The organism is Parafrankia sp. EUN1f, from assembly GCF_000177675.1.
GTDB lineage: Bacteria > Actinomycetota > Actinomycetes > Frankiales > Frankiaceae > Parafrankia.
Genome location: NZ_ADGX01000023.1, coordinates 32,950 through 48,477, shown reverse-complemented (window position 1 = coordinate 48,477; position 15,528 = coordinate 32,950). Strand labels below are relative to the sequence as shown.

Below are 15,528 nucleotides of genomic sequence, written 5' to 3'. Positions count from 1 at the left end.
CGCCTGGACTGAGCCTCTTCCATCGTCGACTCGGACTCGCGGCCTGCCAGCCGCGCATCGCGAGATGGAAAAGGCTCACTGATTTCTTTCCGGGCGCAGGCTTGACCTTGACCCTGCGTCAGGCCTCCAGCATGGCCCCATGACCGCCATCAGGCCCGCGATCGAGGTTTCCGGGCTTACCAAGTCCTACGGGCAACACGCTGTGCTCAACGGCGTCGACCTGACCGTTCCGCAGGGCTCCGTCTACGCGCTCCTCGGGCCCAACGGTGCCGGTAAGACGACCATCGTCAACATCCTCTCCACCCTGCTGGCCCCGGATGGCGGCGAGATCCGTGTCGGCGGCTTCGACGTCCGGCGCGAGCCTGCCGGGGTGCGTGCCACGATCGGTGTGACCGGGCAGTTCTCCGCGATCGACGAGTTGCTCACCGGGCGTGAGAACCTGCGGCTGATGGCCGAGCTCGCCCACCTGGAGCGGGCGACCGCGACCGCCGCGGTGACGGTGCTGCTGGAGCGGTTCGACCTCGTCGCCGCGGCCGACCGGCGGGCGCAGACCTACTCGGGCGGCATGAAGCGTCGCCTCGACCTGGCGATGACGCTCATCGCCCGGCCCCGACTGATCTTCCTCGACGAGCCGACGGCCGGCCTCGACCCGCGCAGCCGGCGCGACCTGTGGGCGATCGTGCGCGAGCAGGTCGCCGACGGCGTGACGGTGCTGCTGACGACGCAGTACCTCGACGAGGCCGACCAGCTCGCCGACCGGATCGGAGTGCTCGACGGTGGCCGCCTCGTCGCCGAGGGTACGGCCGCCGAGCTGAAGCGGCGGGTGCCCGGTGGGCACGTGACGGTGCAGTTCACCGACGCCGCGGGGCTGGCCGCCGCGGCGGCCGCGCATCCGCAGGCCTCGTCCAACGTCGAGGCGCTCACCCTGCAGGTGCCGGGCGACGGCAGCGTCGCCGGGCTGCGCCGCCTGCTCGCCGGCCTCGACGACGACGCCGTCGCCGGCCTCACGGTCCAGTCCGCCGACCTCGACGACGTGTTTCTCGCGCTCACCGGCCGCACGGCCGCGGCAGCGCCCACCGCAGAGGGGATCCCCGCATGAGCACCGCCTACGCCGTCCGGGACTCGGCGACGATGCTGCGGCGCAACCTGGTGCACATCCGCCGCTACCCCTCGCTGTCGATCATGCTGGTCGCGCAGCCGATCGTGTTCCTGCTGCTGTTCGTGTACGTGTTCGGCGGGACCCTGGGCGCCGGCCTGCCGGGCCCCGAGGGCGTGGTGGGCCGGGCCGGCGCCGGGGACCGCGGCGACTACCTGGAGTTCATCACGCCGGGCATCCTGTTCATGACCGTCACCAGCATCGCGCTCGGCACCGCGATCTCGACCGCGACCGACATGACCACCGGGATCATCGCCCGGTTCCGCACGATGAACATCGCCCGGGTTTCGGTGCTCACCGGCCATGTGCTGGGCGCCGTCATCAGGACCGGTTTCGCCGTGGTGATCGTGGCGGCGGTCGCGTTCGGGCTCGGGTTCCGCTCCGACGCCGGCCCGCTCGACTGGCTCGGCGCGATCGGGCTGCTGGTCGGTGTCTCGTTCGCGCTCACCTGGCTGACCGTCGGCATGGGCCTGGCGGCGGACAGCGTCGAGACAGCCAGCAACACGCCGTTGTTCCTGGTGATCCTGCCGTTCATCAGCAGCGGCTTCGTGCCGACCGACGCGATGCCCACCGGGTTGCGCCAGTTCGCGGAGCATCAGCCGTTCACCCCGATGATCGACACCCTGCGCGCCCTGGTCACGGGTACGTCGGCAGGCTCCGACCTGTGGCTCGCGATCGGCTGGTGCGCCCTGATCGCACTGCTCGGCTTCCTGTGGTCACGTCGCCTGTTCCTGCGCGTGCCCGTGAAATAGGCGAGAAAGAGGAGACTGGCACGGTGCTCACGATCAGCCAGCTGGCGTCGTACGCGGGCGTCACCGTGCGCGCGGTGCGGCACTATCACGCCAGGGGTCTGCTGCCGGAGCCGGAACGCGACCACGCCGGCTACCGGCGCTACGACGCCCGCGCCGTCGTCGAGCTCATCAAGATCCGCACCCTGGCCAACGCCGGAGTACCGCTCGCGCGCGTCCGGGAGCTGCTGGACGCGGGCGAGGAGGAGTTCGGCGCCGCTGTCACCGACATCGACCGGCGCCTACGCGCGGAGATCAGGGAGCGGCAACGCCACCGCGAGCGGATCGCGGCGCTGGCTGCCGGCGACAGCCTGGCCCTTCCGCCGGAGGCGGTGGCCTACCTCGACCGGCTGCGCGAGCTCGGACTTCCGGAGCTGATGATCGCGGGCGAGCGGGACGCCTGGATCCTGGTCGCCGCCCAGCTCCCGGACCGCATGCCGCTCCTCATGAAGCTGAAGCGGCAGCAGCTCGACGACCCGGCGATCGTCGCGCTCTACCGCGATCTCGCCATGGTGATCGACTGGGATGCCGACGACCCGCGGGTGGCGGCCCTGGGAGACCGGCTCGTCGCCTCCTTCGAGGCCGCCGACACCACGGAGACGGATGCGGAGAACCGCGACTGGGAGATCACCGACGATCTCGCGGAGCTCCTCGACTCCGTCTTCCTCGAGTCGGTGCCGATCGCACGCAGGCTCCTCAAACAGCTCGAGGAACGCGGCTGGCGCGGCTGGACCAAGATCGAGCGAATCCAGCCGCGGTAGCACGCGGGCCGACGTCAGATCAGGCCGACGTCAGATCAGTCGGAGCTGCCGGCCCTCCGACCTGCGGCGGACCTGCGCGGCGGACGGCGCCGATCCGGTCCGCTTCTCCAGGTACCGCCCGTCGATGGCGGAGAGGAACGGCGAGGGCCCGGTCTGGACGACCTCTCCGCCGCGGCGACGTCGCGTGGCGTGGGTGAGAACGAGCTGGGTGCGCGCCCGGGTGATACCCACGAACAGCAGTCGTCGCTCCTCCGCCTCCGCCTCGGCTGCCGCGGCCACGGCAGCGGCAGCGGTCGCCCCTGCGGCGGTAGGCCCTGCGGCGGTGGAGGTGGTCCCTGCGGCGGGCACCGGCCCGCCCCAGCGCAACGGCAGCAGCCCGTCCTCGCAGCCGACGATGATGACGAGCCCGAACTCCAGCCCTTTGGACGCGTGCAGCGTGAGCAGGGAGATCCGGTCCGCCCGGGGATCCAGGTCGTCGACCTCCGTCCCCAGCGCGACCGCGGTGAGGAAGGAGCCGAGATCTGTTCCCGCGGCCGCGGCCGCCGGGGCCAGGAGCTCCACCGCCCGGCGTAGCTCCGCCGCACCGGGCGACCGACCGCCGCCGCCGTCGGCGGCTTCGGAGCGCAGGACCGCCCCCAGAGCGGTGTCCGAACCGGCCGCGAGATCGGTCAGCCGCGCGGCGGCGTCCCGCAGGGAGGTCGACACGGAGCGCGGCGGTTCGCCGGCCCGCTCCCGCAGGTCCGCGAGCAGGGCCCCCACCGCGGGCAGCTCCGCGAGCGGGGTGTGGCCGTGCTGGCGGAACGGAAACCCCCGGCGCAGCAGCGCGTCGACCACGGGCTCGGCCTGGCGGGCCGTGCGGTACAGCACCGCGATGTCGGCGAAGGACAGCTTGCCCCGCTCCGATCCGTCCACCGCACCGGAGTCGAGGGAGTGGAACGAGGTGCCGCCCAGCGCCTCCTCGATGAGGTCGACGACGGCGATCGCCTCCTCCGCCTCGCTCCCGCACGGCCGGATCACGACGGGACCGTCGGTGTCCTGGCCGGTGACCGCGCGCAGCTCCCGGTCGGGGACGAACGTGCTGGGCGCGATCGCGTCCAGCGCGGCCCCGACGATCGTCGGCGTCGACCGGTAGTTGCGGGTCAGCGAGACCCGGCGAGCGCCCGGACGGTCCTGCTCGAACCGCAGGAAGAAGCCGACCTCGGCGCCGCGGAAGCTGTAGATGGCCTGGTCCGGGTCACCGATCGCGCACAGGTCGCCGTCGGGCGGGCACAGCTCCCGCAGCAGCCCGTACTGCACCTCGTCGATGTCCTGGAACTCGTCGACCCAGACGTGCCGCCAGCGCCGCTGGTACTCCCGGGCCAGCTCGGGGGACGACCTCAGCAGCCCGAGCGGGAGGGTCACCAGATCGTCCAGGTCGACCATGTTACGGTCGCGCAGCGCGGCGTCGTAGCGCGCGAGCACCCCGGCCGACGGATGGTCCCGGTAGGACCGGCCCAACGCGCGCCGCCGTTTGAGGTCGGCCAGCTCGGCAACGACCCGGCGCCGGGCCTGCGGGCTCTCGGCACCGTGCAGGGCCTCGTCCACCAGTTCGTCGCGGACGGCGTCGTCGGCCACCCGCACCTCGGCGGCCCGCGCGAGCGCCTCGTGCCGCTCGCGGATGATCGCGAGGCCGAGGCCGTGGAACGTCGTCGCGGTCACCGCGGAGCCGGCCGTGGATCCGGCCACGGACCCGGCCGTGTCCGTGCCGAGCAGCAGGTCGAGACGCTCCCGCAGCTCACCGGCGGCCCGGCGGGTGAAGGTCACGGCGAGGCACTGCTCGGCGGGCACCGCAAGCTCCCGCACCCGGTACGCGATGGCGTGCACCAGCGTGCGGGTCTTGCCCGTGCCGGGACCGGCGAGGACCAGCATCGGCCCACCGACCTGCTCCGCCGCGCGCCGCTGGTCCGGATCCAGGCCGTCGAGGACGGAACGGTCGCCAGGAGCGGCATCCGGCGCGGAGCCGGAGCCAGAGCCGGGTCCGCCCGGTTCCGAGCCGAGGACATCCGGGACGGGTCCTGGCGCCTCCGGGACAGGGGTGGGGGCCTCCGGGACAGGGGTGGCGGCCTCGGGAACCAGCGCGCTGCGCCGGGCGGAGCCCCGGGCCCTACGTCCACCCGGACCGCCGGCGCCGCCGCTGCCGCCGCCACCGGCGGTGGAGGCCGGCCGGGGGGCCGTCGGGTGCACGTCGAACAGCGTGCCCGCGTCCGCGCTCAGCTCGTTCGGCTGGAAGAGCCGGATGACGCCGTACTCACCGTCGTACCCCGCCTGGCGGATCACCTCGCCCCGGCGCAGGCGCCCGATGCCCTCCACCAGCGTCGGTGAGCCGACCTCGGCGATCGCGTCGAGCGGGACGTCCGAGAGGATGCCCAGCTCCGGGCCCAGCCGCGAGACCAGCGTCGTCACCTGGGAGGCGACCGCCTTGCTCTTCGGGCCGACACCGAGGATCTCGCCGACGATCTCCGGCAGCGCGACGAGCGAGGTGACGTCCCCCGCGGTCTCGGGGCGGGTGGACTCGGTCCGGTCGGCCAGCGTGTCGACCCGGTTCAGCACGCCGACGGTCAGCCCGCGGCCGCACTCCGGGCAGAGCCCGCCGAGCTCACGGGTCTGCTCCGGGGTCAGTGCGACCCCGCACTTGCGGTGCCCGTCGTGGTGGTACTTCCCCTCCTCGGGGAAGAACTCGACGGTGCCGCCGAAACCGTCCCCGGTGCGCAGCGCGGCGAGAATCGAGAAGTAGTCCGGATCGCAGGTGAAGGCCGTCGCCTCGCGGCCGAGCATCGGCGGCGAATGCGCGTCGGAGTTGCTGACGAGCCGGTACCGGTCCAGCCCGGAGATCCGCCAGAACATCTCCGGGTCGGCCGAGAGCCCGGTCTCCAGCGCGAAGACGTGGTCGGCGAGATCGGCGTAGCAGTCCTCGACCGCGTCGAACCCCGACTTCGAGCCGAGAACGGCGAACCACGGGGTCCACACGTGGGCGGGGACGAGGTAGCAGCCATCGCCCGCGGCGAGCGTTGTCTCCAGCAGGTCGCGGGAGTCCAGGCCGAGAATCGGGCGTCCGTCGGCGGCCAGATTGCCGATTCGGGCCAGTGCGGACGTGATCCGACCGGCCGACTCCCGATCGGGTGCGTAGAGGAGGTGATGGACCTTTCTGGTGCGCTCACCACGCTTGTAGATCGTGGAGATCTCAGTGGAGATCATGAATCGCGTCGCCGTCCGGCACGAGGCCGGCAGCGTCGCGAGCACGTCGCGCTCCAGATCGGGGCGCAGCCGGAAGAGCCCCGGCTCCGCCGGCACCAGCTTGGTCGCCAGCTCCTGCGACCACGCCGGATGGGTGAAGTCGCCGGTGCCGACGACGCGGATGCCTTTTCTGGCCGCCCACCACGCCAGATGCTCCAGGTCGCAGTCGCGGCTGCAGGCCCGCGAGTACCTGGAGTGCACGTGGGTGTCGGCAAAGAACCGTGACCTCACGGATGCGTATGTTGTCGCATCCCACCTTCGGGCCGGGCAGCGGCACGCCGGTGGACACCCCACCGAACACGCAGAATCCCGCACCCGACCACGGACCGACCACGGCCAACCATGCCCAGCCGCAGGCGACTTCCGCCCACGACGGCCGGCCACCGCCGGGCCATCGATTTCAGCCGCTACACCCCCTGGGCCAACTCCGCATACGGACGAGTGCCGCAAACAGTGGGTCGCGGCGCCACCGTCCTGGTTCGTCCGGGAGGCTTGCACTAGTTCTGGTATCGGGTGTTCCGGTCCCGGAACGATCGGAACAGGGCGTTCGCGACGCCCCGTCACGAGTTCCGCCGCCGGCACGCGCCGGCCGGAATCGGGGAGAGACTAGATGACGACGGACTCGGGTTCGGTGGACTCCGGAGTGGCTCACGCAGGGGCCACGGACACGGCGGACGTCGGCACAGACGGGGCGGAGCGCCGTCCGGCACGGGTGACCGCCCGGACCACGGCCCGTGCCAGCTCCGACACGCCACGGCCGGGCATCGGCGCCGACCACGCGGCGGGCCGCGGCGGAACCGAGAGCCGCGGTCGCACCGAGAGCCACAGCAGCACCGGCACCGGCCGCCCTGGCCCGGACGCCGGTGACGCCGGTGACGCCGGTGACAGCGGTGACGGTGGCAGGAGCGACGCCACCGCGGCCGACGCCGCTGACGCCAGGGCGCTGGACCTCGCCCGTCGTGAGCGCTACGCCGCGCTGACCGACCGCTGCCACCGGCTCGTGCGCTTCCTGCACGAGGTGGCGGTCTCCCAGTCCGAGCAGATCGTCGACGTCGACGAGAACCCGTTGGTGATCTGGCTCGCCGGCCTGCCCTCCGGCCTGTCGCTGTTCGAAGCCGCCGGTGCCGGCGAGGTCCTGCTCGAGGCACCCGCCGCCGCGTTGCTTCCGCCCGCGCCACCGCTGCCCGAGATCCTCCGTGGCCGGGTCCGGCTGCCCGTCCGTGGCTCGGAGGCGTCCGCCGGCCGGGCGCAGCACGGCATCGTCCTGCACGGGCCGGTGCCCCCGGCCGACGTGGACCTGACCGCGGCCCCGCTCCTCGTCTACGACCTGCCCGCTGTGAGCCCGGCGGACCGGGCCGCGGGCCACCCCACCGACGATGCCGGCCACGGCGACGACCAGCCCGGCCAGGATGACGCGGCGGGCCCGGGTGACGCGCCATCGGGTGCCCTGAACGGTTCCTCTCCGATGTCCAACGGCGCCGCACCTTCATCCAACGGCACGGCACCTTCATCCAACGGCACGGCATCTTCGTCCAACGGCACGGCGCCCTCCTCCAACGGCACGGCGCCCTCCGCCAACGGCAGCGGGCCAACCTCGAACGGCCAGGGACCGACCTCGAACGGCTCGGGGCCGGCGTCCAAGGGTGGCTCGCCGACGTCCAACGGCCGTCGTTCCAACGGCACCCGGCCGCGCACCGGTGAGGTGACCGGCCCGCGGCAGCCGAGCACAGCCGGCGCCGCCGGCAACGGGCGCGCCGGCACCTCCGGCGAGCCCGCAACCACCTATCCGAGCGCCACGCCGGTTCCGGCGGACGTCGCGGCCGCGTTCGCGGAATGGGCGCGGGCGTGGCAGGTGTGGAGCTCACGGGCGCGGGCCGACGCCGACCGACGCCACCTGCACACGACGCTGTACGGGGTTGCGCAGCGTCTGGCCCAGGAAGGCGACACCCTGGAGCTGGTGCTCGCCACCGGCCTGCTGACCTGGAAGCTGCCCCGCCCGGTCCGACGGCATCTGCTCGTCACCCGGCTCGTGGTCGAGACCGATCCGATGACGTCAGCCATCCGGCTGCGGGTGCCGGCGGGTACCTCCACCCGGCTGGAGGACAGCGCCTTCCTCGACCGGGTCCCGGCGTTCCGGCCGGAACGGACCAACGCGTTGCACGAGCGCCTCCGCTCACGTGACGCGGCGCCGCTGGGGGCCGACGACGAGCGACTCCTGCGGGACTGGCTCACGCTCGCCGTCGACGGCCCGACCGAGGGCTACCGCCCGAACTGGCCACCGCCCGGCCCGGCCGGCCCCAGCGCCTCGCTCACCCTCGCGCCGGCGCTCATCCTGCGCTCCCGCGGGCATGCCGCGCTGCTCAACTACTACGAGCAGATGCTGGACGCGCTGCGCGGCGAAGGCCTGCCGCCGCTGGGACTCGCCCAGCTCGTGGAAACCCTCGACACGTCCGAGCGGCTGGCCTGGCTCGCCACGGCGGAGGGCGCCGAACCAGGCCGCCTGGCCCTCGCACCCCGCTCCGCGGGCACCCTCGCCGGCCCCACCGACTCCACCGGCTCCGGCTCATCCAGCTCCCCCGGCTCGCCGGATTCGTCCGATGCGTCCGATGCCGACGTGGCCGGGGACTGGCTCTCGCCACTCCCGATCAGCCCGGAGCAGACCCGGGTGATGCGCAGGCTGCGCCTGGACAACGGGGTCGTCGTCGAGGGCCCACCGGGCACCGGCAAGACCCACACCATCGCGAACCTGATCAGCGCGCTGCTCGCCGAAGGCCGCCGGGTCCTGGTGACCAGCCAGAAGGGCCAGGCCCTCCGGGTGCTGCAGGAGAAGCTCCCGCCCGAGCTGCGCCGGCTGTGCGTCTCGCTCACCGAGGACGCCGAGAGCGGCGCCGGCGAGCTCGCCACCAGCGTCAGCGCGCTGGCCGCCCAGAAGGCCGTCTACGACGCCGGATCCCAGGATGAGCGGATCCGGACGGCGCGCCAGCGCCGGAACTCGGCGGTCTCCGAGCGGGAGCGGATCGCGACCGCGGTGGCGGCACGGCGGGCGGCCGAGTGGCGCCGGCACGGCACGTATGAGGTCGGTGCCGGCTGGTCGGGCACCCGCGCCGAGATCGCCGCGCGGCTGCGCGACGAGGCCGCCGAGCACGGATGGATCCCCGTTCCCGTGCCCGGGCCGGAGGGTGGTGGCTGGCCACGCCCGCCGCTCAACGACTCCGAAGCCGCCGAGCTCTGGCGCCTGCTGACGACACCCGACCCCGTCTCCTCGGCGCTGCGTGGCTTCGGTGGCCCCGGGCAGCCGCCCGGCGGACCCCACGATCCGTCCAACGTGCCGACCACGCCGCTGCGGATCACCATCGGGGGACGGCTCGTCCGGACCATTCCCGCCACCCTCCCAGCACCGCCCGCACCACCCGCGTTGCCCGCCCCGCCGGTGCCGGCGGACGGCCAGGCGCAGCCTGCCCAGCCGGGACAGTCCACGCAGCCGGGACAGTCCACGCGATCAGGTCAACCCGCCCAACCGGGCCATGGTGGCGGTGGCGCCGGGCCGGAACGTGCCCCGGACGCGGCCGGCGCAGGTCGCGAGGGTGGTTCGGGCGCTTCGGCCGGGACGGGGGCCCAGGCCGGTCAGGCCGGTCAGGCCGTCGGGGCGGAGTCCACGGGACCGTCCGACCCGCCGACCGTCCCATCCCCGATCACCTCGGCGATCGCGCTGTCCGCGCTGCGTGAGCAGCGGGCGTTCGGGCTGCCGCCTGAGCTCGGCGAACTGCCCACCCGCTCCGAGCTGACCGCGCTGGCCTACGCCGAGCAGGGTGCCCTGCACGCCGCCGAGACCGCCGAGCATGCGCTGTCCCGCCAGGCGGCGACCATGGTTCCGGTGCTGGCGCACGCACTCGCCCTGGCCGGCGACGAGGCGGCCGACCGGCTGGCCGACGCCGTCGATGGCGTGCTGCGCGCGGCGGAGATCATCGCCCGGCTCACCGTCCGGCAGCCGTGGGCGGCGGACGCGCTCGCCGACGCCTTCGCCGGCCGGGCCGCGGTGCTGTGGACGAAGGTCGCCGCCGCGGCGCCCGCGATCGCGGAGGCGACCGCGGCGGTGGTCGAGCTCGGCCTGCACCAGGTGGAGCTCCCCCGCTACCCCGACGGTCGCGGGCCCGACGCGATCGCGCTGCTGTCCTCCGCCATCGCGCTGCGCGAGCACATGGACGCCGGCGGCACGCTGCGCCGGTTCTTCCGGTCGAAGGCACAGAAGGACGCCCGGATCCTGCTCGAGGAGACGAGCGTCGACGGGGTCCCGCCCCGCACCCCGGAGCTGCTGGACCTGGCGCTGTTCCGGCTGCGCGCGGAGGTCGCGCTCGACGCGGCGACCCGCGCCTGGTCTTTGCTCAGCGTCGCCCCGGACCCGTCCGCGGAGCTGGAGGTCCGGCTGGCCCGTCTCACCGAGGCGCAGGACGTGGCACGGGCCATCGACGTCGCCGTCGCGGCCCGCGGCCGGCTGGCGGCGCTGCTCGACGCGCTCGGCGCGCACGGGATCCCGCTGGACTCCCCCACGGCGTGCTTCGACGTGGGTGCGGCCGCGAACGCGTACCGGCTGCGGCAGGCCGCCACGGCCGCGGGCACCGGGCTGCGGGACCTCACCGCCGAGCTCGTCGCCGCCGCCGCCCAGCCGGATGCCGTCGACGAGCTGGCCCTGCTCGCCATGGCGGTCGAGGCCCGCGACCCGGCCGGCTATGTCGCGGCGCTGGAGGCCACGGCGGACGCGCTGAACGGCCGCGCCCGTGCCCGCCGCCGCGACGAGCTGCTCGGCCGGGTCCGGGAGGCCCACCCCGTCCTGGCCGACCTGCTGCAGGCGGGACGTCTGTTCGCCGGCCAGGGCGCGGCCAGCCACGCGACGTCCGGCCAGGCAGGTCACGCGGGTCAGGCCGGTCAGACCGGTCAGAGCGGCCAGGCCTCCACCGGCCCGGCGGCCCTCGGGGAGCTGTTCGAGTCCTTCGGCAAGGCATGGTCGCACGCCGTCGCCGCGACCTGGCTCGCCCGCGTCCGCGGCACGGATCAGGCCGATCTGGACGCCGACCTCGACGCCGCCGACGAGCTGGTCGCCTCCGCGACCGCCGAGCTGGCCGGATCGCTGGCCTGGAAGCACTGCCTGGAACGGATGGGCACCGAGCAGTCGGCGGCCCTGCGCGCCTACGCCGACGCGATGGCCGCCGGCGGCCGTTTCACCGGCCGGCACGCCGAGCGCTACCGGCAGGCCGCCCGGGAGGCGATGCGGATCGCGCAGACGGCCGTCCCGGCCTGGGTGATGCCGATCAGCGAGGTGCTGTCGACCATCCCGGCGGTACGGGACAGCTTCGACGTGGTGATCGTCGACGAGGGAAGCCAGGCCGGCCTCGAGAGCCTCTTTCTGCTCTGGCTCGCGCCGCGGGTGATCGTCGTCGGCGACGACCGGCAGTGCACGCCGCCGGACGCCTCCGCCGAGGAGCTCGAACCGGTCTTCAACCGGCTCGACACCCTGCTGCCGGACATCCCCAGCTGGCTGCGGGTCGGCTTCACCCCACGGTCCAGCCTGTTCTCCCTGCTGCGGACCAGGTTCGGCGACGTCGTCCGGCTGCGCGAGCACTTCCGCTGCATGCCGGAGATCATCGAGTGGTCGTCGGCGATGTTCTACCGCGACGCACCGCTGATCCCGCTGCGGCAGTTCGGTGTCGACCGGCTCACCCCGCTGCGCGCCCAGTACGTCCCGCATGCCTACACCACCCCGACGGCGGACGGCCCACGCAACCCCGTCGAGGCGGAGGCGCTGGTCACCCAGGTGCTGAAATGCGCCGAGGATCCGCGTTACCGGGGCCTGACGTTCGGCATCGTCGTGCTGCAGGGCACCGCCCAGGCCGAGCTCATCCGCTCCGAGCTCGTCTCCCGGATGTCCGCCGCCGAGCAGCAGCGGCGCCGGCTGCGGGTCGGATCGCCACCCGACTTCCAGGGCGACGAGCGGGACGTCATCTTCCTCTCCCTGGTCATCTCGCCCGGCACGTCGAACACCTCGCTGACCCGCCTGGAGTACCAGCGCAGGTTCAACGTGGCCGCGTCCCGGGCCCGCGACCAGGTCTGGCTGTTCCACTCGGTCTCGGCCTCCGACCTCGACCCCGTCGACCTGCGGCACAGCTACCTCAGCTACGTGCTGGCGCATTCGGGGTCGGCGCCGACGGCCATCTCGGCGGCGCCGGTCGCCGCGTCCGAGGTCAGCCCGGTCCTGCCGCATCCGCGCTTCGACTCCCTGTTCGAGCAGCGGGTCTTCCTCGCCCTGGCCACCCGCGGATACCACGTGACACCGCAGGTCGAGATCAACGGCCGCCGGTTCGACCTGGTCGTGTCCGGGGGGCGGGCCCGGCTCGCCGTCGAGTGCGACGGGGACACCACCCGATCCACCGAGGATGTCGAGCGCGACCTGACCCGCGAGCGGGAGCTGCGCCGGGTCGGCTGGCGGATCTGGCGGATCCGCCGGTCCGAGTTCGAGATCGACCCGGAGGCGGCGCTCGCCCCGCTGTGGCCCCGGCTCGCCGCCGCGGGCATCCTGCCGATCGCCCTCCCTGCGCACCTGCCCGTGACGCCGAACCATCCCGACCCGGCGATGCACGTGACCCAGCTCCTGACCGCGCCCGAGTACGCGAGCCCGGTACCCGCCGGCACCGCCGTACCCGCGGCCCCGGCACCCAGGGCCCTCCCACCGGCGGCTTCGGCGACGTCCATCGCGGCGCCGTCCGCTCCCGCGACATCCGCTCCCGCGACATCCGCTCCCGCGACATCCGCTCCCGCGACGTCCGCTCCGGCGGGGTCGCCGGCCGCCGCGGCGGAGGCCCTGTCGGCGGCCGCTCCGGCCGGCCCGGTGCGGCCGGAGAGCGGGTCGAGGCCGGCACCACGGCCCGCCGGTGACACCACCGCACCCGGGCGGGATTCAGCTCCCGTGCGCCCCTCGGCCCTGCCGGTTCCGGAACCACGGGACGCGGGGAGGTTCACCGCGCGGGACCTGTTCCCGAGCACACCGGGCCTGCCGCGACCGTCCGCGGGCGGCACGACCGGCTCCGGCGCCGCCGGCTCCGGCACGACCGGCGCCTGGTCGACGTCCGGTGGCTCGCCCACCGGCTGGGCGTCCGTGGGGACGTCACCCAGCGGCTTCCCCGCCATGCACGACCTCCCCTCCGGGCCGGATCAGTGGTCGGAGGACGCTGTCTCGCCCGGCGCACCGGTCGTCCCGGAGGCGAACATCACGGCGGTGCCGACCGGCGGGAAGGCCGACACCGGACCAGCAGCCTCCGCCACGGCGACCGGTGGGGCGACCGGTGGCACGGCTGACGCGGACGACCTCGAGTCCAGCCGTCCGTCGGCCGACCACGCTCCCGCCACATCCGACACGGCTGGTCCCGGTGTGGCCTCGGTGCACGCCGACCCGGACGAACGCCGCCAGCGGTGGCATCCCATCCAGCTCTCCGAGCTGGAGGGCCTCGACGACGTTCCTCCCACGGCGGACTGAGCCGCTCCGGAGCCGCCTGGCTCCGGTGTCGGCCCACGGCGGTCCGGCAGCTCCCCGATCGGGTGGCCGCCGGACCGCCGCGCCGTTGCTACCGAGCAATATCTGAGGATTTCGGGCGCCAGCGAGCCCGTCGCAGATTCCCGAGCCTCGAGCCTCGAGCTTCCGCCGATGCCGCTGCTTACGAGAAAGAAATGAGGCTTTTGGCTGCCGCGGCAGCCAAAAGCCTCACTTTTTGCGGATTGCCAAGCGACTCCCCTGCCCTTGTTGTCCGAATTGGCATGAATTGCTGGCTCTGCGCGGCGGCACTGAATCCCCGGTGGGTCGGCCTGTGGCGGGTGGGCACGGACCGCCAGGTCGATATCGGGGGTCGGATCCGCCGCTTCTCCGGATTCTGCTACGCGCTCCAAAACCAGACCGACCAGAAGCGTCGACGCTTCGAGCGGCCCCGGGGGTCGCCCACCACCCGTGGCGACCTCAGCCACGTCCGTCCGATTGGCGTCTTGCGCCCGAACTAGGTGGCCGGTTCGTCGGTCCCGGACTGGCCGACGGCGGTCACCGCCTCGCGGGTCGGCTCCGGCACGATGACCTGACGGTCAGCGTCGGGACGTCCGAGCTCGGCTTCGGGCATCGACTCGACTTCGGGCGTCGGGTCGGAGTCGGGCGTCGGGTCGGAGTCGGAGTCGGAGGCACCGACGATCCGGGCGAAGCCGCCGCGCGGCAGCCGTGACTTGACCGGCGCCGGCTCGTTGAAGTCCGAGCGGCGGAGCCGGCAGAAGCCGGTCCCGTGGCCGTCGGTCAGCCGGCCGATGCCGAAGTCCGCCGCCGCCGCGAGGTACGCGACCGCGTCCGCCCGCTGCAGGCCGCCCCTGGTCTGGAGGAACCTCACCGCGGCCCGCGCCGCCCGGCGCACCGCCTCCCGCGGATCAGGGTCGAAGCCCGTGGTGATCCACAGCTCCTCGGTCTCGATGAACGGCTCACGCAGCGCGCCGAGCGCGGCGGTCGCCGCCGCCTCTCGCAGGGTGACCAGCCGCAGGGTGGCCCGCAGCGGACCCTCCAGCGCGGTCGCCCCGATCATCCCGTCGCCCACGGAATAGTGGGGGTCGCCGACCGCGAAAAGCGCCCCCGCCACCTGGACGGGCAGGTACAGATGCGCGCCGGGGCCGAGCTCCCGACAGTCCAGCGCACCGCCGAAGGCGCCGGTCGAGCGCGACGTGACCGTATCGTCCGTCACGTCGGCCGCGACAGCCATGATCCCCAGGCACGGGTTCAGCGGAAAGCGGATGCGCCCGTGGCTCCCGCTCGGCATGGCCCCGAACAGCCGCCCCCGCCGGCGCTCCACGGCGCAGAAGGATGTCACCGTGCGATAGCCCTGCCAGCGCCGCGCGTCGGCGTCGAGGGCCGGTGCCGGCGTCTCCGGGAACTCCCCGGCGAGCAGGCCCGCGCCGTGCCGGGTGGAGATCACGCCATAACGGGCCCGCGGGTGCAGTGTGAGGATGTCGATCCGCAGCATGTCGCCGGGGATGGCGCCGCGTACGTGGATCGGGCCCGTCACCACATCCGAGCCGTCCGTGCCGAACCGGTGTGGAACGCCGGACGCGGCGATGGCCCGCGCGTCCTCCAACACCTCCGAGGGGACGACCCCGAAACCTCCGAGAAAGGCATCGGGATCGCGGCCCTGGTCCTCGAGAATGCCTTCCTGGCTGACCGTGTCGATGGTGACGGTCGTGCCAGAGTCCACGCTGAGCACCGGTCGCGTCCGCGCGTTCGGGAGGGCACCCCAGCTGATCGTCTCCGGGGTGGACGGCAGATAGTGCCGGCCCTCGATCTTTCCTCGTCCCGGCTGCAGGGCCACTCGCGCCCTACCCGTGCCGACGCCCGGCGAGGCCGGGTCGGCGCCCTGTGCACACCCGCGGGAGCCCGGTCATCGCTCGCCGCCCACGCTGGGACGGACGCCGGCGCGAGGCCCCACGGGCTCGCGGACGACGCGCACGACTACCGGACGAGCCGGCCGCCGACAACGATGCT

Annotated in this window: 6 protein-coding genes; 4 read left to right on the top strand and 2 right to left on the bottom strand. The window is 73.8% G+C overall.

The window, feature by feature from the left end:
- The first annotated feature begins 139 nt into the window (after positions 1-139).
- From FREUN1FDRAFT_RS09535 to FREUN1FDRAFT_RS09525, 3 genes are read left to right on the top strand one after another with little or no spacing between them, the layout of a single operon-like run.
- Positions 140-1,099, top strand: coding sequence for an ABC transporter ATP-binding protein (locus FREUN1FDRAFT_RS09535; RefSeq protein ID WP_006539804.1), 960 nt, complete (start codon positions 140-142; stop codon positions 1,097-1,099).
- Positions 1,096-1,908, top strand: a complete 813-nt coding sequence (locus tag FREUN1FDRAFT_RS09530; RefSeq protein WP_006539803.1) for an ABC transporter permease — start codon at positions 1,096-1,098, stop codon at positions 1,906-1,908. Before FREUN1FDRAFT_RS09535 ends, FREUN1FDRAFT_RS09530 begins: the two co-directional genes overlap by 4 nt.
- 23 nt (positions 1,909-1,931) lie before the next feature.
- Entirely contained in the window at positions 1,932-2,705 is a 774-nt protein-coding gene (locus FREUN1FDRAFT_RS09525; protein WP_006539802.1) for a MerR family transcriptional regulator, read from the top strand.
- A 30-nt stretch (positions 2,706-2,735) separates the two neighbouring features.
- Here FREUN1FDRAFT_RS09525 and FREUN1FDRAFT_RS09520 read toward each other — a convergent pair whose 3' ends face one another.
- Entirely contained in the window at positions 2,736-6,209 is a 3,474-nt protein-coding gene (locus tag FREUN1FDRAFT_RS09520; protein WP_006539801.1) for a UvrD-helicase domain-containing protein, read from the bottom strand.
- A gap of 379 nt (positions 6,210-6,588) precedes the next feature.
- On the opposite strand from FREUN1FDRAFT_RS09520, the gene FREUN1FDRAFT_RS09515 reads away from it, so the two are divergent.
- Positions 6,589-13,503: an AAA domain-containing protein gene (locus FREUN1FDRAFT_RS09515; protein ID WP_006539800.1), complete on the top strand. Its 6,915-nt coding sequence runs from the start codon at positions 6,589-6,591 to the stop codon at positions 13,501-13,503.
- A 511-nt stretch (positions 13,504-14,014) separates the two neighbouring features.
- Here the strand turns inward: FREUN1FDRAFT_RS09515 and FREUN1FDRAFT_RS09510 are convergent.
- On the bottom strand, positions 14,015-15,355 hold the full coding sequence (locus FREUN1FDRAFT_RS09510; protein WP_006539798.1) for an acetamidase/formamidase family protein: 1,341 nt from the start codon (positions 15,353-15,355) through the stop codon (positions 14,015-14,017).
- Between the last annotated feature and the right edge of the window lie 173 nt (positions 15,356-15,528).